The sequence below is a fragment of the Polaromonas sp. Polasp52 genome (assembly GCF_059491565.1).
In genome coordinates this window covers 2,903,624-2,925,373 of sequence record NZ_CP168513.1, presented here as the reverse complement: position 1 = coordinate 2,925,373, position 21,750 = coordinate 2,903,624, and the positions used below count along the sequence as shown (strand labels likewise).

At 65.3% G+C, this 21,750-nt stretch carries 22 protein-coding genes; 14 read left to right on the top strand and 8 right to left on the bottom strand.

The window, feature by feature from the left end:
* Positions 1 to 10: 10 nt before the first annotated feature.
* A complete protein-coding gene (locus ACEN9P_RS13720; protein ID WP_495619562.1) occupies positions 11 to 1,114 on the bottom strand; it encodes a mechanosensitive ion channel family protein in 1,104 nt (367 codons plus the stop codon).
* Between the two features lie 13 nt (positions 1,115 to 1,127).
* Positions 1,128 to 2,333, bottom strand: a complete 1,206-nt coding sequence (gene purT, locus ACEN9P_RS13715; protein WP_495619561.1) for a formate-dependent phosphoribosylglycinamide formyltransferase — start codon at positions 2,331 to 2,333, stop codon at positions 1,128 to 1,130.
* A gap of 228 nt (positions 2,334 to 2,561) precedes the next feature.
* Between purT and ACEN9P_RS13710 the strand changes: the two genes are divergently transcribed.
* Positions 2,562 to 3,371, top strand: coding sequence for a siderophore-interacting protein (locus tag ACEN9P_RS13710; RefSeq protein WP_495619560.1), 810 nt, complete (start codon positions 2,562 to 2,564; stop codon positions 3,369 to 3,371).
* 6 nt (positions 3,372 to 3,377) lie between these two features.
* Here ACEN9P_RS13710 and ACEN9P_RS13705 read toward each other — a convergent pair whose 3' ends face one another.
* The 3 genes from ACEN9P_RS13705 to pcaH all read right to left on the bottom strand — a co-directional run bounded on the left by ACEN9P_RS13705 (position 3,378) and on the right by pcaH (position 5,167).
* The gene (locus ACEN9P_RS13705; RefSeq protein ID WP_477661575.1) at positions 3,378 to 3,761 is read right to left on the bottom strand and encodes a VOC family protein; all 384 of its coding nucleotides are present in this window, start codon (positions 3,759 to 3,761) and stop codon (positions 3,378 to 3,380) included.
* An 83-nt stretch (positions 3,762 to 3,844) separates the two neighbouring features.
* Positions 3,845 to 4,435 carry a protocatechuate 3,4-dioxygenase subunit alpha gene (gene pcaG / locus ACEN9P_RS13700; protein WP_495619559.1) on the bottom strand — a complete coding sequence of 197 codons (591 nt, stop codon included), beginning with the start codon at positions 4,433 to 4,435 and terminating at the stop codon, positions 3,845 to 3,847.
* Between the two features lie 18 nt (positions 4,436 to 4,453).
* A complete protein-coding gene (gene pcaH, locus ACEN9P_RS13695) occupies positions 4,454 to 5,167 on the bottom strand; it encodes a protocatechuate 3,4-dioxygenase subunit beta (RefSeq protein ID WP_495619558.1) in 714 nt (237 codons plus the stop codon).
* Positions 5,168 to 5,321: 154 nt separating this feature from the next.
* Between pcaH and pcaQ the strand changes: the two genes are divergently transcribed.
* Positions 5,322 to 6,278, top strand: a complete 957-nt coding sequence (gene pcaQ / locus ACEN9P_RS13690) for a pca operon transcription factor PcaQ (protein ID WP_495619557.1) — start codon at positions 5,322 to 5,324, stop codon at positions 6,276 to 6,278.
* Here pcaQ and ACEN9P_RS13685 read toward each other — a convergent pair.
* On the bottom strand, positions 6,275 to 7,204 hold the full coding sequence (locus ACEN9P_RS13685; RefSeq protein WP_495619556.1) for a class I SAM-dependent methyltransferase: 930 nt from the start codon (positions 7,202 to 7,204) through the stop codon (positions 6,275 to 6,277). The two genes, pcaQ and ACEN9P_RS13685, sit on opposite strands and share 4 nt — an antisense overlap.
* 276 nt (positions 7,205 to 7,480) lie before the next feature.
* On the opposite strand from ACEN9P_RS13685, the gene rbp reads away from it, so the two are divergent.
* The 5 genes from rbp (at position 7,481) to ACEN9P_RS13660 (ending at position 11,300) form a co-directional block, all read left to right on the top strand.
* On the top strand, positions 7,481 to 7,885 hold the full coding sequence (gene rbp / locus ACEN9P_RS13680; RefSeq protein ID WP_477661570.1) for an RNA-binding regulator: 405 nt from the start codon (positions 7,481 to 7,483) through the stop codon (positions 7,883 to 7,885).
* 171 nt (positions 7,886 to 8,056) lie between these two features.
* Positions 8,057 to 8,506, top strand: a complete 450-nt coding sequence (locus ACEN9P_RS13675) for a MarR family winged helix-turn-helix transcriptional regulator (RefSeq protein WP_477661569.1) — start codon at positions 8,057 to 8,059, stop codon at positions 8,504 to 8,506.
* 65 nt (positions 8,507 to 8,571) lie between these two features.
* Entirely contained in the window at positions 8,572 to 8,988 is a 417-nt protein-coding gene (locus ACEN9P_RS13670) for an organic hydroperoxide resistance protein (protein WP_007865659.1), read from the top strand.
* 70 nt (positions 8,989 to 9,058) lie between these two features.
* Positions 9,059 to 10,156, top strand: a complete 1,098-nt coding sequence (locus tag ACEN9P_RS13665; RefSeq protein ID WP_495619555.1) for a DUF2855 family protein — start codon at positions 9,059 to 9,061, stop codon at positions 10,154 to 10,156.
* Positions 10,157 to 10,229: 73 nt separating this feature from the next.
* A complete protein-coding gene (locus ACEN9P_RS13660) occupies positions 10,230 to 11,300 on the top strand; it encodes a serine/threonine protein kinase (RefSeq protein ID WP_477661567.1) in 1,071 nt (356 codons plus the stop codon).
* A 22-nt stretch (positions 11,301 to 11,322) separates the two neighbouring features.
* Here the strand turns inward: ACEN9P_RS13660 and htpG are convergent, their stop codons facing one another.
* Positions 11,323 to 13,203: a molecular chaperone HtpG gene (htpG, locus tag ACEN9P_RS13655; RefSeq protein WP_495622180.1), complete on the bottom strand. Its 1,881-nt coding sequence runs from the start codon at positions 13,201 to 13,203 to the stop codon at positions 11,323 to 11,325.
* Between the two features lie 274 nt (positions 13,204 to 13,477).
* On the opposite strand from htpG, the gene ACEN9P_RS13650 reads away from it, so the two are divergent.
* The 7 genes from ACEN9P_RS13650 to ACEN9P_RS13620 all read left to right on the top strand — a co-directional run bounded on the left by ACEN9P_RS13650 (position 13,478) and on the right by ACEN9P_RS13620 (position 20,306).
* Complete coding sequence (locus tag ACEN9P_RS13650; protein WP_495619554.1) at positions 13,478 to 13,930, top strand: spore coat protein U domain-containing protein; 453 nt, start codon at positions 13,478 to 13,480, stop codon at positions 13,928 to 13,930.
* A 34-nt stretch (positions 13,931 to 13,964) separates the two neighbouring features.
* A complete protein-coding gene (locus ACEN9P_RS13645) occupies positions 13,965 to 14,531 on the top strand; it encodes a hypothetical protein (RefSeq protein ID WP_495619553.1) in 567 nt (188 codons plus the stop codon).
* A gap of 119 nt (positions 14,532 to 14,650) precedes the next feature.
* The gene (locus ACEN9P_RS13640; RefSeq protein WP_495619552.1) at positions 14,651 to 15,265 is read left to right on the top strand and encodes a fimbrial biogenesis chaperone; all 615 of its coding nucleotides are present in this window, start codon (positions 14,651 to 14,653) and stop codon (positions 15,263 to 15,265) included.
* Between the two features lie 15 nt (positions 15,266 to 15,280).
* Positions 15,281 to 17,680, top strand: coding sequence for a fimbria/pilus outer membrane usher protein (locus ACEN9P_RS13635; RefSeq protein ID WP_495619551.1), 2,400 nt, complete (start codon positions 15,281 to 15,283; stop codon positions 17,678 to 17,680).
* A 5-nt stretch (positions 17,681 to 17,685) separates the two neighbouring features.
* Positions 17,686 to 18,552 carry a spore coat protein U domain-containing protein gene (locus ACEN9P_RS13630; protein WP_495622179.1) on the top strand — a complete coding sequence of 289 codons (867 nt, stop codon included), beginning with the start codon at positions 17,686 to 17,688 and terminating at the stop codon, positions 18,550 to 18,552.
* 205 nt (positions 18,553 to 18,757) lie between these two features.
* On the top strand, positions 18,758 to 19,657 hold the full coding sequence (locus tag ACEN9P_RS13625; RefSeq protein ID WP_495619550.1) for a spore coat protein U domain-containing protein: 900 nt from the start codon (positions 18,758 to 18,760) through the stop codon (positions 19,655 to 19,657).
* A 277-nt stretch (positions 19,658 to 19,934) separates the two neighbouring features.
* Positions 19,935 to 20,306, top strand: coding sequence for a hypothetical protein (locus tag ACEN9P_RS13620; protein WP_495619549.1), 372 nt, complete (start codon positions 19,935 to 19,937; stop codon positions 20,304 to 20,306).
* 48 nt (positions 20,307 to 20,354) lie between these two features.
* On the opposite strand, the gene ACEN9P_RS13615 is transcribed toward ACEN9P_RS13620, so the two are convergent.
* Positions 20,355 to 21,701 carry an esterase/lipase family protein gene (locus ACEN9P_RS13615; RefSeq protein WP_495619548.1) on the bottom strand — a complete coding sequence of 449 codons (1,347 nt, stop codon included), beginning with the start codon at positions 21,699 to 21,701 and terminating at the stop codon, positions 20,355 to 20,357.
* Between the last annotated feature and the right edge of the window lie 49 nt (positions 21,702 to 21,750).

Below are 21,750 nucleotides of genomic sequence, written 5' to 3'. Positions count from 1 at the left end.
GCCCGGGGCCTTAAACCTGCGGCGGCAGCTGCCCGGTCGGCTCCGCGCCCTGGGGGCCTTCAACGCCGCCGGTGACCTCGGCGCGCATCATAGGCAGGAACTGCGGGTACTCGCGCTGCAAAAAATCCACCAGCGCCTCGCGCACCTTGCAGCGCAAATCCCAGTTCAGGCCCGAGTTGCCCGAGGTCACCAGCACACGCAGCTGCATGCTGCGCTCGCCGGCTTCCACCACCTGCAGCAGGCACAAACGCTTGTCCCATTCAGGCGCGGCCTCACAGGCGCGGCGCGCGGCCTGGCGCAGCGGCTCCAGCGGCATGCGGTAGTCCACCCACAGGAAGACCGTGCCTATGATCTGCGCGCTGTTGCGCGTCCAGTTCTGGAAGGGGTTTTCGATGAACCACTGCAGCGGGATGATCATGCGCCGCTCGTCCCAGATCTTGAGCACCACATAGGTGCCGGTGATTTCCTCGACGCGGCCCCACTCGCCCTGCACGATAAGCACGTCGTCGATGCGCAGCGGCTGGGCCAGCGCCAGCTGCAGGCCGGCGATCAGGTTGCTGAACACCGGCCGGGCCGCGATACCGGCGACGATGCCGATCACGCCGGCCGAGGCCAGCAGGCTGGCGCCCAGCTGGCGCGCGCCCGGGAAGGTCATCAGCATCAGCGACAGTCCCGCCACCAGCACCATGAAGCCGGCGGTGCGCGCGAGCAGCCGCGTCTGGGTATGGATGCGGCGCGCATTGAGGTTGTCTTCGACCTCGACCGAATGCTGGCCGATCACGCCCTGGGCCACGCCGTCGATGGCGCGCAATGCCAGCCAGGTCAGGGTGGCCAGCAGCAGCAGGGCATTACCGTGGCGCACCTGGGAGATCAGCGGCAGCGCATCGGGCGCGGCCTGCCAGACGGCCTGCAGCGCGACCAGGGGCAGGGCGAAGCGTGTGGGCCGCCAGCTGCGGCGCGCCACCGCGCTGGAGATGGGCAGGTTACGGGTGAGGCGCCAGATCACCGCGGCGCCCACGCGGTGCACCACCAGGGCCAGCACCACGGCCACGACGGCCGAGATCAACACCCGCCAGGCGGAATCCTCCAGCAGGTGAAGATCGGCGAAATTCATCGCGAAGAGCTTCTCATCCGGCCTTGCGCGGGCGCACCAGCGCGGCCGCCGTCTTGGCGTTGATGCGCGCGGTTTCGACGTCGGCATCGAAGGCCAGTGCCACGCCCATGCGGCGTTTCACAAAACTCTCGGGCTTGCCGAAGAGGCGGATATCGGAATTGGGCACGCGCAGCGCCTCGGCCACGCCGTCGAAGACGATGCCCTGGGCATCGACGCCGCCGTAAATCACGGCGCTGGCGCCCGGGCTCTTGAGCGCGGTGTTGACCGGCAGGCCCAGGATGGCGCGCGCATGGAGTTCGAATTCGTTCTGCCACTGCGTGCACATCGTCACCATGCCGGTGTCGTGCGGGCGCGGGCTCACTTCGCTGAACCAGACGTCCTCGCCCTTGACGAACAGCTCGACGCCGAACAGGCCCTGGCCGCCCAGGTTGTCGGTCACGGCCTTGCAGATCTCGCGGCATTTTTGCAGCGCGGCCGGGCGCATGGGGTGCGGCTGCCAGCTTTCCACATAGTCGCCGCTGACCTGCACATGGCCTATGGGCTCACAAAAGTGGGTTTCCACCTTGCCGTCGGCGCCCAGGGCGCGCACGGTGAGCTGGGTGATCTCGTAGTCGAAGTCGATAAAACCCTCGACGATCACGCGGCCGTGGCTCACGCGGCCGCCGGCCATGGCGTAGTCCCAGGCTTTTTTCACGTCGGCGGGCCCGGAAATCTTGCTCTGGCCCTTGCCTGAGGAACTCATCACCGGCTTGACGACGCAGGGGTAGCCGGTGGTCGAATCAATCGCGGCCTGCAGCTCTTCCAGCGAATCGCAGAACACGTAGGGGCTGGTCGGCAGGCCCAGGGTTTCGGCGGCCAGGCGGCGTATGCCTTCGCGGTCCATGGTCAGGCGCGCGGCGCGGGCCGTGGGGATCACGCGCACCGTGCCGGCGGCCTCGAGCTCTTCGAGCATGGGCGTGGCAATGGCTTCGATCTCGGGCACGACCAGGTCGGGTTTTTCTTTTTCAATCAGGGCCTTGAGCTGGGCCGGGTCGCTCATGGTGATGGTGCGCGCATGGTGGGCCACCTGCTGGCCGGGCGCGTTTTCATAACGGTCGGTGGCAATCGTCTCCACGCCCAGGCGCTGCAGCGCGATCAGCACCTCCTTGCCCAGCTCGCCGGAGCCGAGCAGCATGACTTTGGTGGCGTGGGGGGACAAGGGGGTTCCGAAAGTTGTCATAGATATAGGTATAGGTAAGCGCTGAAGGGGACGTGGGGAAAGAGAGGGCGGGTAAAGCCGGGGGGCGCCGCCTGGGCTTACTTTACTGCACGGGGCGCGCGCCCCTGGGTAGGACACTTTCTTGCTTAGCCCTTGCAAAGCACCGGATATTGCCCAAGATGATAATTATTCTCAACTAGAACACTTCACCCAGCTTGCGCATAAAGCGCAGCCCTTTTGAAAGACACCATGTCCACCCTAGCCGCTTCCCCCTCCGCACCCGAGGCCGCACCGCGCAAACGCCGTCCGCCGCGCCGCGTGCAAGTCACCCGCGTGCAGACCTTGAGCCCGCTGATGCGCCGCATCACCCTGCAGGGTGCGGAGCTTGAAGGCTTTGAGGTCAACGACCCGGCCAGTTATATGAAGCTGATTTTTCCCGAGCCCGGCCAGGCCGAGCCGGAGCGCCCGCTGCCCGATGGCCCCAGGCCCAAGTCCATGCGCACTTACACGCCGCTGGCCGTGCGCGCGGATGTGCACGAAGTCGACGTCGACTTTGTGCTGCACGGCGACGGCCCTGCATCCACCTGGGCCGCGCAGGCACAAGCTGGCCAGGTGCTGTTCTTGATGGGGCCCGGCCCGGGCTACAAACTCGCGCTGGACGCGCCGGTCCACCTGCTGATAGGCGACGACAGCGCCCTGCCCGCGTTTGAAACCATTCTGGCCGCCCTGCCCGCGAGCACACAGGCGCAGGTGCTGGTCGAAGTGGTGGACGCTGGCGAAGAACGCCCGCTGCACAGCGCTGCAAAAGTGCAGGCCCGCTGGGTGGCGCGCGGCGCCGACAACAGCAAGGCCGGCACCGCGCTGGAAGCCGCCTTGCGCCAGGCCGGCGCGCCCGCGGCCGACGCCCGCATTTACCTGGCCTGCGAAGCTGCGGCTATGCGGCGCCTACGCCAGTTGCTGATAGAGGAGCTCGGTGTGGAGCGCAGCCGCATTGTGGGTCGGGGCTACTGGAAGCTTGGCACCGTCAATCACCCGGACCACGATTACGGCGAGGATTAAGCCCCCTCATTGCCGTGCGTAGCTGACCGTCAGCATCTCCCACTGGTGCCCCTCAGGCTCGTTCCAGTAAACACCCTTGCCACCAAACTGCGTGTCGACCTGATGGTCCATGGGGCCGCGCACCGTGCTGCGGTAAGGAATGCCGGCCGCCTGGATGCGCGCCAGGATGGCGTCGAACTCCTGCGGGCTCACCCGAAAACAGAAGTGCTGGACGGGGAAGTCCTCGTCCGTGTCAATGAAATCCAGCGTCAGGCCTTCATTGACATAGACGGCGGAGAAAGGCCCCAGCGCCGTGGGCGCCCAGGGCACGCCCAGCAACTCCGCGAGCTGCCGGGCCGCGGCCACCTTGTCGCGGGCCGAAACGATGGAATGGTCGAGTTCAATGGTCATGCAGGCCTCCCGTTGGGGAAACTGCTTTTATAGACCTTTAACACCCGGCCCGTCACACGCGGGCGTCACAAGCCCCCACGCGTTCACAGGTCGAAAAACACCGTTTCCTTGTCACCCTGCATATGGATGTCAAAGCGGTACTGCGGCCCGGCGCCCGTCATCTCGCGCTTGGCGACCAGGGTGGCGCGCCGCGCGGCCGGCACGCTGGCCAGCACCGCGTCCTTGGCATTCGCCTCGGCTTCATCCTCAAAGTAGATGCGCGTAAAGGTGTGCACCAGCAAGCCGCGCATGGTCACGCAGACGTTGATAAAGGGCGCCTGCCCCGCCGCGGCCACGCCGGGCTTGACGGTGAAGAACTCGTAGTGGCTTTGCGGCAGGGTGCCGGTGCCGCAGCGGCCGAAGCCGGTGAAGCCGCGCGCTTCGGCATCCTCCACCGAGGTGATGGGCTGACCGCTGCCGTCGGGCTGGGCGATCTCGACCATGGCGTCCATGATGGCGTTGCCGGCGCCGTCAAAGACCTGGCCGGTGATGCGTATGTGTTCGCCTTGGGCATTCGGCTGGGCCAGCACGGGCGTGAACAGGCTTTTGAGGTCGTAGCCGTACTGCGTGGGCGTGAGGCCGTAGGCGAAGAAGGGGCCGACGGTCTGGGAAGGGGTTTGTTTGAGCTGGCTCATGGGGTGTCTTTCCGCCGCTTATTCAAAACGCGTGGCCTTGGGGCCGCGCAGCACGATGTCGAACACATAACCGAGCGCGTAGTCGGGCTGGGTCACGTCCAGGCTGAATTTGGAGACCATCAGCTCACGCACGCTGTCGGGCGCGCCCATGTACATGGGGTCGTAGCTCAGCAGCGGGTCGCCGGGGAAATACATCTGCGTGACCAGGCGGCTCGCGAAGTAGTCGCCGAACAGCGAGAAGTGGATATGCTGCGGCCGCCAGGCGTTGGGGTGGTTGCCCCAGGGATAGGCGCCTGGCTTGATGGTCTTGAAGCTGTAGCGGCCCTGGTCGTCGGTCATGCAGCGGCCGGCACCCAGGAAGTTGGGGTCCAGCGGCGCGTCGTGCTGGTCGACCTTGTGCACATAACGGCCGGCGGCGTTGGCCTGCCAGACTTCGACCAGGGTGTTGCGCACGGGCCGGCCGTCTTCGTCCATCACGCGGCCGGTGACGATGATGCGTTCGCCGAGCGGGTCGCCGTTCATGACGGCGTTTTTGGTGAGGTCGTTGTCCAGCGGGCCGAACTGTTCTATGCCGTAGACCGGCGCGTTGAGCTGGGCCAGCGCCTGCTTGATAGGCACCAGGGGCTGCTTGGGGCCGCGCAGCAGTGTGGATTTGTAGCCGGGGTAGATATGCGGCGAATGGCTGGTCCAGTCGCGCGGGGCGAGAAAGCTGTTGTTCAGGTCGGGTTTCATGCTGGGTGTCTCCGTGGGTCAGATGGGCAGCCTGGACGCTTTTTGAGGCGAATTCCGGCGCTGGAATGACTTTAATCGCACTGAATGGTTATGTATATTGAGATTTTTTCGCTTTATCCATAACCAAATAGGCCGATGATGGTTAAATCACGCCATGGTCGATGAACGTATCAAGTACCGGCATTTGCAGTGCTTCCTGGCGGTGGCGCAGCACGGCAGCCTGCAAAAAGCGGCCGACGTGCTGGCCGTCACCCAGCCGGCCGTTTCCAAAACCCTGAAAGAGCTCGAAGACCTGCTGGCCGTGCGCCTGTTTGAGCGCGGACGCCGGGGCGCGGTGCCCACGCGTGAGGGCGAGGCTTTTTTGCGCCATGCCGGCGCCAGCGTGAGCGCGCTGCGCGAGGCCGTGGCCAGCGTGGCGCAGACGCGGCGCCAGGGCAATGCCGTGGTCGCGATCGGCGTGCTGCCCACGGTGGCGCCCTGGCTGCTGCCGCAACTGCTGCTGCGCCAGGATGCCGAAGCCGGGGAAGGCGCGCACACCAGCCTGCGCATACACACAGGCGCCAACCCCGAATTGCTGGCGCGCCTGCGGCAGCGCGAGCTGGACCTGGTCATAGGCCGCTTTGCCGAGCCGGCCCATATGCTGGGCCTGAGTTTTGAGCACCTGTATGCCGACCCGCTGGTGCTGGCGGTGCGGCCCGGCCACCCGCTGCTGGAACACGCCGCGCTGAAGGCCGACGTGCTGGCCGGCCTGCAGGCCTTCACGGTGGTACTGCCCACCCAGGGCACGGCGATCCGCCACACGGCGGACGGCTTTTTCCTCTCGCGCGGCCTGGCTCTGCCGGCGCGCACGATTGAAACGCTGTCGGTGTCGATTGCGCGCGGCTACACGCTGCAAAGCGATGCGGTCTGGGTCTCGCCGCTGGGCGCGGTGCGGCCCGAGCTGGACAGCGGTGCACTGCTGCAGTTGCCCGTCAGCATGGCGGGCACCGAGGAACTGGTGGGGCTCACGCTGCGCGCCGACATGGCGCCCACGCCGGCTCAGCAGGCGCTGATTGCGAATATCCGGCAACTGGCCGCGGACCGCCGCGGCCAGGCTACGCCCCAGGCTTAGGCCGGCTCGGCCTGGACGCCGAAACGCGCCGTCAACTCGCCCAGGCCCAGCTCATCGAGCACCTCGCGCAAGCGCGCTTGCGCCGCGCGGGTCTTGCCGGCCTGGGGCTGGGCCGGGCGGCTGGCCAGAATCAACTCGTTCTTCATCGAGTGCTCCCAGCCCACGAGTTCGGTCACGGTGACCTGGTAGCCGTTGGCTTCGAGCTGCAGGCAGCGCAGCACATTGGTGATCTGGCTGCCGAATTCGCGCGTGTGCAGCGGGTGGCGCCAGAGTTCGGCCAGCGGGGTTTTGGCCAGTGACAGGGCCCGGCTTTTCTTGAGCACGCCGGCCACCTCGGCCTGGCAGCAGGGCACCAGCACCATGTGGCTCGCGCCTTTGGCCAGGCCGAAAGCAATCGCGTCGTCGGTGGCGGTGTCGCAGGCATGCAGCGCGGTGACGATGTCGACGGCGGGCGGCAGCTGGTCCGAGATGGTGGCCTCCTGCACCGTCAGATTCAGGAAGGACATGCGCGCAAAGCCCAGTCGCGCGGCCAGGCTGCGGGATTTTTCGACGAGTTCGGCGCGCGTTTCTATGCCGTAGACATGGCCGGCCACGGGCTCGCCCGCATGCGCCACGTTGAAGAACAGGTCGTACAGGATGAAACCCAGGTAGGACTTGCCGGCGCCGTGGTCGGCCAGGGTGAAGCCGGCTTTCTGCGCAGCGGCATCCTTGAGCAAAGGCTCTATGAACTGGTAGAGGTGGTAAACCTGCTTGAGCTTGCGCCGCGTGTCCTGGTTGAGCTTGCCCTCGCGCGTGAGGATGTGCAGTTCCTTGAGCAGCTCAATCGACTGCCCGGGGCGCAGCTCTTCAATGACCTGCGCGGCGGGCGCGGGCCTGGTATTGCCCTTGTGTGGTTTTGCGGCGCGCGCGCTGCTGGGGGTTTGCATGGCCCCGAGTTTAGTGGGAGGGCCTGGAGCCTGGCCCCAGCCGGTGCAAAGCCCTTTTCGTCACGCTCTCTTCCAGGGGGAAAGGGAGCAGAACCAGCGAAAGAAAAACTAAAAGAGGGCTTTTGGCACTTATGGGCGCATAATCGAGCAGTACGGGTTGCAAAACACCCGCACAAGTTGGTGATCGGTCAGTTTCGCGCGCTACGGCGTTACTTTTGAGTTTGTTGTGCTTTCGGGACCCCATCGCTTTGTTTTTATGTGTTTTTAGGAGTCCCCATGGGCAATAAACTTTACGTCGGCAATCTGCCATACACGGTCCGCGACGAAGACCTGCAACAATCTTTCGGCGCCTTCGGCTCCATTACCAGCGCCAAAGTCATGATGGAGCGCGACACCGGCCGCTCCAAGGGTTTTGGTTTCGTCGAAATGGGCAGCGATGCCGAAGCACAAGCCGCAATCGCCGGCATGAACGGCCAGTCCCTGGGCGGCCGTAGCATCACCGTGAACGAAGCCCGTCCGATGGAGGCACGTCCTCCCCGTACCGGCGGCTTCGGCGGCGGTGGTGGCGGTTACGGTGGTGGCGGCGATCGCTCCGGCGGTGGCGGCTACGGCGGCGGCGGTGGCGGCCGCTCCGGTGGCGGCGGCTACGGCGGTGGTGGTGGCGGCCGCGGCGGCTACTAAGCCCTGCGAACCCGCTGACTCAGCCCCGCGCTGAGCAAAGCCTGAAAGGCTTCAAAACTTCGGTTTTGAAGCCTTTTTCTTTTGGCGCATGCCCCGGTAGCTCGGAAGCCTGGAAACATCTCTCAACCAATTAACTTGCACACAATTTAATTGTGAGCTACAATCCACTCCATGCCCAACAAAACCGACTCCGTGGACGCCATGCTGCAGCTGGACAACCAGCTGTGTTTTGCGCTGTATTCCACCTCGCTGGCCATGACCAAGCTCTACAAGCCCCTGCTCGAGGATCTGGGCCTGACCTACCCGCAATACCTCGCGATGCTGGTGCTGTGGGAGCAGGACGGCCTCACGGTGTCCGAGCTCGGCGAGCGGCTGTACCTCGATTCGGGCACGCTGACGCCTTTGCTCAAGCGCATGGAAACGGCCGGGCTGGTCTCGCGCCTGCGCGCCGTGCAGGATGAGCGCCGCGTGCACATCACATTGACGGCCGCTGGCCGCAAGCTCAAGGACAAGGCCGCGAAGATCCCGGGCTGCATCCTGAGCGCCACGCAGTGCTCGATTCCCGAACTGGTGTCGCTGACGCAGCAAGTCCAGTCTTTCCGCAAGCGCCTCACGGCTTGACCCCTTTTACTTTTCACCGATTTTTAACCCGCCCCTGACCGGGGTATTTTTCAAAGGAAGCCACCATGACCACGCTCGAAAAAGTTCTCTACACCGCCCACGCCCACACCACCGGCGGCCGTGACGGCAAGTCCAAGACCGACGACGGCCGCCTGGACGTCACCCTGAGCTCGCCCGGCACCTCGGGCACCGGCACCAACCCTGAGCAGCTGTTCGCGGCCGGCTACGCAGCCTGCTTCATCGGCGCCATGAAGGCCGTGGGCGGCATGAAGAAGATCGACGTCCCCGCCGACGTGTCGATTGACTCCAGCGTCGACCTGGGCAAGATCCCCAACGGCTACGGCATCGCCGTGCGCCTGGACGTGACCCTGCCCGGCATGGACCGCGCCGCCGCCCAGGCCCTGGTCGACGCAGCCCACCAGGTTTGCCCGTACTCCAACGCAACCCGCGGCAATATCGACGTGACGATTACCCTGAAGTAATCAGGCCTCAGTGTCACTAATGCGGCCCGCCGGTGTTGAACCGGCGGGCCGTTTCATTTACGGTGCGGTGATGAACATCGCCACCTTCCAGGTCCGCAAGGACTCCCTTACCGAAACCCGCTGGCAAACCGCAGCCCCGCTTGCGCTGGCCCCCGGCCAGGTGCGGCTGGCCATCGAGTCCTTCGCACTCACGTCCAACAACATCACCTACGCGGCCTTTGGCGAGGCCATGAATTACTGGCAGTTCTTCCCGACCGGCGACGACGCATGGGGCTGCATCCCGGTCTGGGGTTTCGCCGTGGTGACGCAATCGCAGTGCGAGGGTGTCGCCGTGGGCGAGAAGTTTTACGGCTACTACCCCATGGGCAGCGAGCTGGTGGCGCAGCCCGCGCGCGTGACATCCGCGGGCTTTTTTGACGGCGCTGCTCACCGGCAGGCGCTGCCGGTGGTCTACAACCAGTACATGCGCTGCGCCACCGACCCGTTTTACGACGCCGCCACCGAGGATGTGCAGTCGCTGCTGCGACCGCTGTTCATCACCTCCTTCCTGATCGACGATTTCCTGGCCGACAACGATTTTTTCGGCGGAGGCACCACCCTGCTGCTGTCCAGCGCATCGAGCAAGACCGCTTACGGCACGGCCTTCCAGCTCGCCAGGCGCGCCGGCCTGCAGGTCGTGGGCCTGACCTCGCCGGGCAACACGGCTTTTTGTGAAAGCCTGGGCTGCTACAGCCGCGTGCTGGGCTACGAACAGCTGGACAGCCTGGCCGCCGATACGCCCTGCATTTATGTCGATTTCGCGGGCAGCGCCCCCTTGCGCCAGCGCATCCACGGCCGCTTCGGCCAGCTGCGCTACAACTGCTCCATAGGCGGCACCCATGTCGACGAGCTCGCGGCCAAGGGCGGCAGCCGGGATTTGCCGGGTCCCAGGCCGGTGCTGTTTTTCGCGCCGGCCCAGGTCAAAAAACGCGTCGCCGATTGGGGCGCGGAAGCCTTCGGCCGCAAGCTCGCGCAAGCCTGGCAGGACTTCACCGGGCAGGTGGGCAGCGCCCAGCCGCCCTGGCTCAGCCCCCAGCGGCATGCCGGCCGGGCGGCCGTGCAGGCGGTGTACCAGGAGGTGCTCGCCGGCAAAGGCGACCCGCGCACCGGCCACATCCTGCGGCCCTGAGAAGCTGTTCACGGGAACAGCCATTTACACGCCCCCGCTGGCTGGGCCCGGCAACTGCGCCGACAATCGGTGCATGACCGAGAAAAGCCAAGCCCCCGCCAGCGCCGCGCTGCATGCGTACGAGACGCTGACCCCTGACCGCGTGCTGGACGCGCTGGCCAGCGTGGGCCTGCTGGGCGACGGCCGCCTGATGGCGCTGTCCAGCTACGAAAACCGGGTCTACCAGGTGCATCTCGAAAGCCCGGTCGGCGAAGCCGAGCTGGCGGGCGATGTGGTGGTCGCCAAGTTCTACCGGCCGGACCGCTGGAGCGACGCGCAAATCATCGAAGAGCACGCCTTCGCCGCCGAGCTGATGGCCGCCGAGATCCCGGTGGTCGGCCCGCTGCTGCTGGAAGGCGCCACGCTGCACCACTTCGGCGGCTTCAGCTTCAGCGTCTCGCCCAGCCGCGGCGGGCGCCGGCCCGAGCTCGACAACCTCGAGGTGCTGGAATGGATAGGCCGCTTCCTGGCGCGCATCCACACCGTGGGCAGCGCAAAACCCTTTGTCCATCGCCCCGCGCTCAACCTGCAGACCTTCGGCTTTGCCCCGCGCGACATCCTGCTGGGCGGCGATCATGGTGCGAAAGGCGCCCACGGCTACATCCCGCTGGACATGGAGTCGCGCTGGCGCAAGGCCTTTGACGAAGCCATGCTGGTGGCGCAAACCGTGTTCGAGAGCGTGGGCGACGTGCGCACCCTGCGCCTGCACGGCGACTGCCACCCCGGCAATATCTTGTGGACGCCCGAAGGCCTGCCGCTGGCGGGGCCGCATTTTGTCGACCTCGACGACGCCCGCAGCGGCCCGGCCGTGCAGGATTTGTGGATGCTGGTCTCCGGCGACCGGGCCCAGAGCACCCGGCAGCTGGGCGCGCTGGTCGACGGCTACGAGGAGTTCCGCGAATTCGACCGGCGCGAGCTCGCGCTGATCGAGCCGCTGCGCACCCTGCGCCTGGTGCACTACAGCGCCTGGCTGGCGCAGCGCTGGCACGACCCGATTTTCCCCATCAATTTCCCGTGGTTCGGCTCCAGCGACTACTGGAAGGGCCAGGTCGACATGCTCGAAGAGCAGACCGAGGCCATGCAGGAAGCGCCGCTGGTCGTCTAGCCGGGAGACGGCGCGGCGACGCTCAGGCTAGCAGGGCATTGACCCGCCGCACATAGGCTGCCGGGTCGTTCGGCATGCCGCCTTCGGCCAGCAGGGCCTGGTCGAACAGGATGTGGGCGAGGTCGTCGAAGTGTTCGCCGCTTTCGAGCTTTTTGACCAGCGGATGCTGGGCGTTGACTTCCAGGATGGGCTTGACCTCGGGCACGGCCTGGCCGGCCTGCTTGAGCATGCGGGCCAGCTGGGTCGACATGTCACCGTCCTGCACCACCAGGCAGGCCGGTGAGTCGACCAGACGCGTGGTGGCGCGCACGTCCTTGGCCTTGTCCTTGAGGGCTTCCTTGAGCTTGTCGAGGACGGGCTTGAACTGGGTCTGCGCCTCTTCAGCGGCCTTTTTCTCGTCCTCGTCCTGCAGCTTGCCCAGGTCCACCGCGCCCTTGGCGACCGACTGCAGCGGCGTGCCGTCGAAGTCGTGCAGGTAGTTCAGCGCCCATTCGTCGACGCGGTCGGCCATCAGCAGCACTTCTATGCCCTTCTTGCGGAAGATCTCGAGCTGCGGGCTGTTCTTCGCGGCGGCCAGCGTGTCGGCGGTGATGTAGTAGATCGCGTCCTGGCCTTCCTTCATGCGCGCCTTGTAGTCGGCAAAACCCACGCTCACCGTGTCGGTGGTCGAAGAAGCGAAGCGCAGCAGTTTGGCCAGGCGCTCGCGATTCGCGAAATCCTCGCCCAGGCCTTCCTTGAGCACGGCGCCGAACTCGGCGTAAAAGGTCTTGAACTTTTCGGCATCGTTGGCGGCCAGGTCTTCGATCATGCCCAGCACGCGCTTGGTGCAGCCTTCGCGTATGGCCTTGACGGCGCGGCTTTCCTGCAGCAGTTCACGCGAGACATTGAGCGGCAGGTCGGACGAGTCCACCACGCCCTTGACGAAACGCAAATAGGTCGGCATCAGCGCCTGGGCGTCGTCCATGATGAAGACGCGCTTGACATACAGCTTCACGCCCGCGGCCTTGTCGCGGTTGAACATGTCCATGGGCGCCTTGGCCGGGATGAACAGCAGCTGCGTGTACTCGGTCGCGCCCTCCACGCGGTTGTGCGTGGTGGCCAGCGGCGCCTCGCTGTCGTAGCTCAGTTGCCGGTAGAACTCGTCGTACTGGTCCTGGGTGATGTCCTTCTTGGCGCGCGTCCACAGGGCCGCGGCCTGGTTCACGGTTTCCCACTCGCCGGTCGTCACCATCTCGCCGGGCTGGTCGTTTTCGCCCTCTTTCCATTCCTCTTTCTGCATCAGGATGGGCAGCGAGATGTGGTCGGAGTATTTGTTGATGATGCCCTTGAGCTTCCAGGCGTTGAGGTAGTCGAGCGAGTCCTCCTTGAGGTGCAGGATGATGCTGGTGCCGCGCTCGGCGCGCTCGATATCGCTGACCTCGAACTCGCCGGTGCCGTCGCTGGCCCAGCGCACGCCCTGGCCCGCCGGCAGGCCCGCGCGGCGGCTTTCCACCGTGATCTTGTCCGCCACGATAAAGCCCGAATAAAAGCCCACGCCGAACTGGCCTATCAGCTGCGCGTCGTTCTTCTGGTCGCCCGAGAGTTTGGCCATGAAATCGCGCGTGCCGCTCTTGGCGATGGTGCCCAGGTTGTCGATGGCTTCCTGCTGTGACAGGCCTATGCCGTTGTCGGTGATGGTCAGTGTGCTCGCGGCCTTGTCGAAGCTCACGCGCACCTTGAGTTCGGCGTCGTTCTCGTAGAGCGAAGCGTCGTTGAGCGCCTCGAAGCGCAGCTTGTCGCAGGCATCCGACGCATTGGAAATCAGCTCGCGCAGAAAGATCTCGGGGTTCGAATACAGGGAGTGGGTGACCAGCTTGAGCAGCTGCGCCACCTCGGCCTGGAAGGAAAGGGTTTGTTTTTGCATGGTCTGGGTCATGGTTGTTTCAAATCTGTTACTAGCTCGCTATTTGGACGGGAAATAACTGCCTTTATTGGTTGTATTTACCTTTGTTACGTGTAATTCTTTTGGATTCATTTACGAATAAATCCAATCTTTTCAACGATCTGACGTGATAAATTCCCCACTCCGGTGCTCTGTTACGGTTACAAATGTGCGTTTTTATGAAATACCTAGTTACAGTTCACTCACCTTCACATTTTGTCCCCCGTCCACTCGCTCACTCAACCGGAGAACAGTCATGAAAAAGCTTATTTTAGTAATCGCCCTCGGCCTTGCCGCTATCGCCGCCGTACCTGCCCAGGCAGCCACGGCCACTGGACAGTTCGATGTCACCATCAACCTGACCAGCACCTGCAAATACGTCAAGACCTCGGACGTGGTGTTCAACTACACCTCGTTCCAGGCATCGGCCCAAGCTCAAACCACCGCTGGTGGTTTCACGGTCCAGTGCACCAAAACCCTGCCTTACACCCTGGCGCTTGATTCCACCGCCGTGACCGATGACGCGGTTGACCTGGACTACACGCTGGCACTGAGCGCAACCAGCGGCACCGGCAACGGTAACACCCAGGCTTACTCGGTGACCGGTTCGATTGCCGCCAACCAGGCCGGCAAGTGCGCCACCGCCGGCGGCGCCTGCTCGAACAGCGCAGCGACCAACAAAACCCGCACCCTGACGATCACGTACTGATACCGGCCGGCTCTTGAGCTTGCGGACCTTGACCATGAAAACACCGATGCGCTCGCTTGCAAAGCTGGCTCTCGGTGTTTCCCTGCTTCTGGCGGGCGTCTGCAGTTTCTCCGGTACCGCCGGTGGGCAGTTCGGGGTACAGATTAACCTGAACGGCGGCGACCCCGCGAACGTCTGCACCAGCGCCACGGGCTCGGTGAGCGGCGGGACCTCGATACAGGTCAGCTGCAACTCCAACGTCTTTGTCAATATCGCGCAGGTCCGCAACGTCAGCGCCCTGGGGAATTCCCGGTTCATGCCAGGCTACCGCCCCACCCGCGACTCCCTGCTGCCCGATTACTGCCGCAGCGAAGCATCCCGCAACGACCCGGCCCCCCGCATGGCCTGCCGGCTGGATGACCAGCGCCAGGCCTCGGCCGGTGATGAAGCCGACGATGGCTGGGAATTTGAAAGCCGGCGCTATGCCATGGGCCCGGAAGCCGCCGAGATCGAAAAACAGGCCCGCTTGCGCTTTCAGGACATCCGCGGAACGCTCACGGCCGTGCGCCTGGCCCACGCTGGTAATCAGCCGAAATCTATCGAGATGCTGGTATCCTTCTAGGGATGAACGTCCCAAAGCGCCGAAGCAGCCTCGTCACCTATGCTCTCCTGCTGAGTCTGCTTGCGTCCTGGGGCCCCGCCACGGCCGGCGTGTTTTCCGTGACACCCGTGCGCCTCTACATGACCCCGCGCGATCGCGCCATCGCCGTCACCCTGACCAACGAAGCGGACACCGAAGTCGTCCTGCAAGCCGACATCAACACCTGGAGCCAGAAGCCGGACGGCACCGACGAGCTGGTGCTGACGGAAGACCTGATCCTGGCGCCGCCCATCATCAAGCTGGCGCCCAAGGCACGGCAGGTGGTCCGCCTGGCCTTGCTCAAACCCGCCGATGCAAGCCGGCAGCTGACCTACCGCATGATCATCCGCGAGGTGCCGGAAGCCCTGCCCGCGTCCGGCATTCAGGTTCCCATCGCGCTGGCCCTGAGCATGCCGGTGTTCATCACCCCGCCGGCGGCCAAGCGCGAGGTCAGTTGCACCAACCAGGCGGCAGACGCCAAGACCCTCACCCTGCAGTGCAGCAATACCGGCTCGGCTTACGCGCAAATACGGGAAGCCGTCGTGACGCGGGGCCCACAGACGCTGGCCCGCTTTGAAGGCGGCAGCTACATCCTCCCGGGCGCCCGTAAAACCGTCAGCCTCAAAGGCGAGCAAGCCTTGACCGCAGGCCAGGCCCAGCTGGTGGTGACCTTTGACGACGGACAAAGCCTGACGACCAGTATCGCGCTGCCCTGACGGGCACCCTATCCCATGAGGTGTAGATGGGCTCTGCGCAAACACCCCGTAGCCATAGGCATCGCCGTCCTTTGTTACGGCCTTGTGGCCCAGGCGCAGGTGGCGGCTTCCTCCAATGCGCCGCCCGCTGCCCGCGCCGCCAATGACCGCCTGCTTCCGCTGGAAGTCTTCATCAACAGCACCAAGGGCGGCGTCTGGACGCTGCTGGAGCGCAACGGCATTCTGTATGCGCCCGAGGACGCTTTCGAGGAATGGCGGCTGAACCGCCGCCCCAGCGCGCAGGACATTGATTTCCAGGGCCAGCGCTGGTATGCCCTCTCATCCATCCCGGGCTTCGAGGCGCGCCTGAATTTTGCCGAGCAGTCGGTCGACCTGGTGTTTTCCCCCTCGGCCTTCAATGCCGTGCGCCTGACGCAGGAGTCGGCCATGCGGCCTCCGCTGTCGCCGTCGATCCCGGCGTTCTTTGCCAACTACGACCTCAACTACCTCACCAGCCGCAACCGCGACTCTATCGGCGGCAACACCGTGGCCCGCGACCTGGGCGCCCTGACCGAATTCGGGTTCTCAGGGCAGTGGGGGCTGTTGACCAGCAGCTATGTGGGCCGCAACCTCGTGAGCCAGGACCCGACGCTCAAGGCCTCCTGGCGGCGGCTGGAAACCACCTATACGCGCAATTTCCTGGAGTCCAACAGCACCCTGCGCCTGGGCGACAGCAGCACGCGCACCGGCATCTCTGGGCGGTCGGTCTACTTCGGTGGTGTGCAGTTTGCGAAAAATTTCTCCCTGCAGCCCGGCTTCGTCACCCAGCCCATCCCGACCGTCACCGGGCTGTCGGCCGCGCCCAGCACCGTGGAGCTCTACGTCAACGACGCGTTGCGGCAGACCTCCAAGGTGCCCTCGGGTCCTTTCAGCATAGACAACTTCCCCGCGCTGACGGGCGCCGGCGAGGCGCGGGTGGTGGTGCGCGACATCCTGGGCCGCGAGACCGTCATCACCCAGTCCTTTTTCAGCAATGCCAACCTGCTGGAGGAAAACCTCAGCGACTGGAGCTTCGAGCTGGGCGCCATACGCAACCAGCTGGGCATCGAGAACGCCGACTACGGCCCGCGCTTTGTGTCGGGCCTGTGGCGCCAGGGCCTGACCAAAAGCATCACCGTCGAGGCCAACGGCGAATGGTCCCGGCCGCTGGCGCGCGTGGGCGCGGGCGCCAGCTATGAGCTGCCCTTCCAGATGCTGGGCCAGACCGCGGTCTCCTTCAGCCGCAGCGACACCGCCGGCCGCGGCCACAACTGGCTGGTCGGCATAGAGCGCACCGGCTTGCGCCACGGCGTCTCGCTGAGCGCCGAAGGCGCCTCGCGCGGCTACCGGCAACTGGGCATAGACACGGCAAACCCGATGCCGCGGCTGCAGACCACCGCCAGCTACAGTTACAGCACCGACAAGTTCGGGGCCTTCAACATCAGCTATGCGGGCTTTGACAACTATGACCTGGGCAAACTCGACACCCTCAGCGTCAACTACACCATGCGGCTCGGGCCGCACAGCGCGCTAACGCTCAGCGCCACACGGCTCAGCGGAATCTCCACCGGCACCTCGGTGGGCGCAACCCTGATCGTGCCGCTGGAAAACCGCGTCACGATTGCCTCAGGCGTCACCCGCCGCAGCGGCACCACCGAAAGTTACGTGAATGCCAGCCGGGCCCTGAGCGCAGAGACCGGCTGGGGCTGGCGCACGGCGCTGGGTTCGCGCGCCGACGGCGGCTACACCGAGGGCGGCGCCTACTACCAGGGCAGCAAAGGCCTGTTTTCAGCCGACGTCAGCGCGGGGCAGACCCAGCAGAACCTGCGCCTGGGCCTGATTGGGGGATTGGTGATGGCCGAAGGCCAGGCGTTCGCCACACGCCGGGTACAGGACAGTTTCGCCATTGTCGAAGTGCCGGGCTACGCCAATGTCGGCGTGGGCTTTCAGGGCAGCACGCTGACCCGCACCGACGAGAAGGGCATCGCGCTGCTGCCGCGCTTGCTGCCCTTCCAGCGCAACAGCGTGCGGCTGGACCCGACCGAGCTGCCCATCAGCGCCGAGCTCGACTCCATCGAGCGTGAGGCCGTGCCGGCCCTGCGCGGCGCGGTCAAGATCAGCTTCCCCGTGCGCTCGGGCCGCGGCGCCCTGATACGCATCGTGCTTGACAATGGCGAGCCCGCGCCGGCCGGCGCCGAAATCGAGCTGGTCGGGGACAAGAAGGAGTTTTTTGTCGCCCGGCGCGGCGAAGCCTTCGTCACCGGCCTGCAAACCACCAACAGCCTGCGCCTGAAATGGAATGGCGCGAGCTGCACCTTTAGCGTCGAGCTGCCGCCCGGCAGCCTCGAAGACATCACCCGCGTGGGCCCGGTCCACTGCCCAGGAGTCAAACCTTGAATCTCATGAAAACCTGGCGCATTGGCGCCGCGGCGGCAGGCCTGTCCCTGCTGGGCGCGGCGCCGGCCATGGCCGCGCTGGTCTGCAACGCCACCGCGACACCCGTGCAGATGGTGTACTTTGAGAACGACCCCAACCCCACCGACGGCGCCTGGACCGTGACCATCAATTGCACACGCGGCCCCGCGGACCCGACCACCTCGGCCTACACCCTGCGGGCCGACGACGGCTTCAACCCGGGCGCAGGCAGCAGCAACCAGGCGGTGAACGGCACCGGCACGGCCAACCAGATCGCCTATGACCTGTTCCGAACGGCGCCGGGTATCGGGGAATGGGGCTATACCAATGCCACGGATTTCGCAGGCACCATCAACTTCGGCACGGCCCTGACGGCCAGCGCCACGCATGTCTTCTACAGCCGCATCGCGGCCGGGCTCAACAAGAACGCCAAGATCTTCACCGACACCGTGACCATGCGCCTGCGCTATGACAATGGCCCCGGCAATACGGACGTCTTTCCGACTTTCCCCGTGAGCATCAACAACCAGTCCGTCTGCCTGCTCAGCACGCCGCCCGGCAACATCCAGTTCAACTACACCTCGTTCCAGGCGGCCGCGGCCACGGCCAGCACGGCTTATGCCGTGCGCTGTACCCAGGGCGAAACCTACACCATGGCCCTGGACGCAACGACGGGAACCCTGCTCACGCTCACTTACACCCTGTCCTTGAGCACCCTGGCCGGGCAGACCGGCACGGGCTTTCCGCAGAATTTCACGATCAACGGCAGCATCCCGGGCGGCCAGTCCGGCACCTGCGGCATGGGCAGCTGCACCAGCGCGCCGCAGACGCGGACCCTGACCATCAGCTATTGAGCCGCTTTCACCCCAGGGCCTCGCACGCCGGCATCCTGGCAGCCCATCGGCCCGTACAGTGTGACTTTTGTCACGAATTTGCGGTGCCTGGGTCTTCGAAAACGGCGCAAAACGACACCATTCACGATACTGCTACAAGACGTTACTATCACCGGATAACAGTCGTCGCACTCGCAAAGGCCTGGGCGATGTCACGGAGTCATCGATGAGTGTCTCTTATGTATTGCGCCTCGCCCTGGCCGCCCTGCTGTGCACCTGTGCGCTGCAGGCCGAGGCTGCCATCACCTGCACGCTCACCACCACGTCGGTCAACCTCAATTACACCAACGGGCAGGGGACCAACGCCAATGCCAGCGGCACCATCACCGTGAACTGCACACGGCTGTCGACGGACCCCACCAGCACGACCTACTGGGTCAGCATCGACTACGGCAGCCGAACAGGCCTCACCCGCCGGGTTTTCCGCCATGGGGGAGGAACCACCAACATCGACCGGCTCGATGTCAGCGTCTACAAGAGTGGGACCACGACCGACTGGATCAATACCGGCACCGGGCGCGTGAACGGGACATTGAATTTCGGCGCCGCGCTGAGCGCCAGCGTGCCACTGACTTACGACTTCCGGGTGGGTGCGGGGCAAACCGGCAACAACGCAGGGATCTTTGACGAGACCTTCATCACCAGCCTTCAGCTCACCACCGCCGGGGCCGTTGTCGCAACCGCCAGCTTCACGCCGACGGTCAGCATCACCGCCCAGTGCTTCGTGGGCCAGGTCGCTTCCGGCAACGCGGCGCCCGGCGCGATTTCACCTTCCACGCTGACCTTGAACTACACCTCTTTTGTAGCCACACCGCAGACCGCCACCATGAATTTCACGGTGGACTGCACGCGCGGCACCCCCTATACCCTGGCGCTTTTGCCGACCTCCGGCACGCTGCTGGGCCTCAACTACACCCTGGCGCTCAGCAGCACGGGCACAACAGGGACCGGCTTCGCCCAGCCGTATACGGTCACGGGCAGCATCGCGGCCAACCAGGCGGGCACCTGTTCAACAGGCACTTGCACCGCCACCCAGACCGGGGTCACGGTCACCATCACTTACTAGGGTGGGGCGCCCGCCCGGGCATCCATCAAGCCCACCGGCCGCCGCCCAGACGCGGCATTTTTGCCGCCTTTCGCTGCCGCAAAATTGATAAAACGCCTGTTTTATTGCCAAAAATCCCTGCAAAAACTATTAATTTGAAGAAGAAATCAAATTAAGCCGGTGATTTGTGTGAAAAATCACCAATTAACAGTTTTATTGTTAATTTTACCAATTGCTTCAAATTATCAGATTCGCTAGCATGGACCGCAACAGCTCATCCTCTTGAAGGAGTTGCGCCATGAAGACCGTCAAATTTGCCTTTGTCCTTGCCTTGTCCATCCAGTCCCTGCTGGGGCTTCACGGCGCGGCGCAGGCGCAGACGGCTTCCGGCTCCTTTGACGTGACCATCGTGCTGCGCACTTTCAGTGAAGCCGTGACGGCTGACCATCGCTGCACCCACCGCGGACAGCCCGACGGCAATGCAGGAACCCTGCGTATCAGTTGCCCGGCCACGGTGGACGTCAAGGCCATTGCCAGCGCTTCAGCCAGCAGAAGCGGCCAAACGCAGCGCATGAACACCCTGCCCGATTCCGCCGGCAACCGCCTGGCCGTGGTGGCGGGCAAGCCCATGCATTCCCTGGAACCGGTGGAATTGACGATTTCGTGGTGAGCACTCGCTAGCGGCACCCAGTTGCCCTGCATTCGTCCGCAACAAAGGCTAGGAGGGCCGGCCACCCAGCCAGGACACCAGCTGCCGCGTCACCTCCGGCCGCCTCAGCAGCTCCAGGTGGTTCATGCCCTGCGCAATCCACTGGTTCTCGGGCGGAAAGGCCAGGCAGCGGCCCGGCTCCGCATGCAGGCCCAGCGCGCTGTCCAGCGACACCAGGCCGTCACCCACCATCTTGCGCGCCAGCGCCTCCCGCACCGCCACCATGGCGCCCTTGCCGGGCGCCAGCGTGGTGGCCGCCACGGTGTAGCAGGCCACGCCGGCCGGCAAAGGCACGGGCTGGCGCGTGTCCGGCCTGCGCTCGAAGCGCGCCGCATCGTGCCAGTCGGCACGCAGCAGATTGCCGTGGCGCAGGTCGGTGATGCCGGCGCTGCGCAACTGGCCGATCTTCGCGAAGGGTTTGGTCACGATGTTGCCGCCCAGCACGCCATCCACCCAGCTACCCAGGCGCTCCAGCGGCGCGCCGTGGTGGGGCGTTCCCAGGAACACCAGGGCCTTGAGCTGCGCCAGCCAGCTGTAGCCGGCCGCAGCCGCCTGGTGGCAGGCGCTGCGCGCGACCAGGCCGCCCATGCTGTGCGCCAGCAGCGTGATCTCCTCCACCGGCCGCGGCCAGGCTTTGGCCAGTTGCTGCAGCAGGCCGGCCAGTTGCTCGCCATTGTCCGAGGTGTGCAGGCCGGTGTTGTAGTGCAAATAAAGCGGGGTGTAGCCCAGCTCGCGCGCCAGCTGTTCCCCGTGGCCACCGGCAGGCGCATCGCTGTTCCACTGCAGGTCGTTCATGCACAGCCCGTGCAGCATCACCAGCAGCTTGCCGCCCGCGCCCGGCAAGCGCCCGGCCAGCGCCTGCGGCTCCAGCAGCAGCGGCTGGCCCGCTGAGCGCAAACGCATGGGAATCACGAGCGGGTTGGCCGTCTCCAGCAGACGGTCGCCGAGCACACCATTGAGCGCCGACAGCATGGCCTCGCGCTGCGGCGTCGAGGGGCGCTGGTCCGCCGGCACCGCGGCGCGCGACAGCAGCGCGTTGGCCGCGCCGCCGGCCAGCCGCGTCACGCCCTTGATGCCGCCGTAGACCAGGCCGGTGATGCCCCGCGCACGCACGCCGCTGCCGCCCGGCATGCGGTCTATGAACTTCGCGCCCAGCGGGCCGAAGGGCTTGGCGACAGCTTTGTAGACATTGCCCTGCACGCTTTCGGCCAGGCCCGTGACGCCCAGGGTGGCCTGGGTGGCGAGCTGCGCCAGTCCCTGGATGTCGGAGACATGCAGCCAGGTGGGCAGCAACCCGCCGGGGAAAGAAGGTGGCGCGGAAGCCGGCGCGCTGCCGGGCTGCTCGGGTGTAGACATGCCCGATTGTGGGGGCAGGGCCCCGCACGCGCCAGCGAATGTTGCGGCG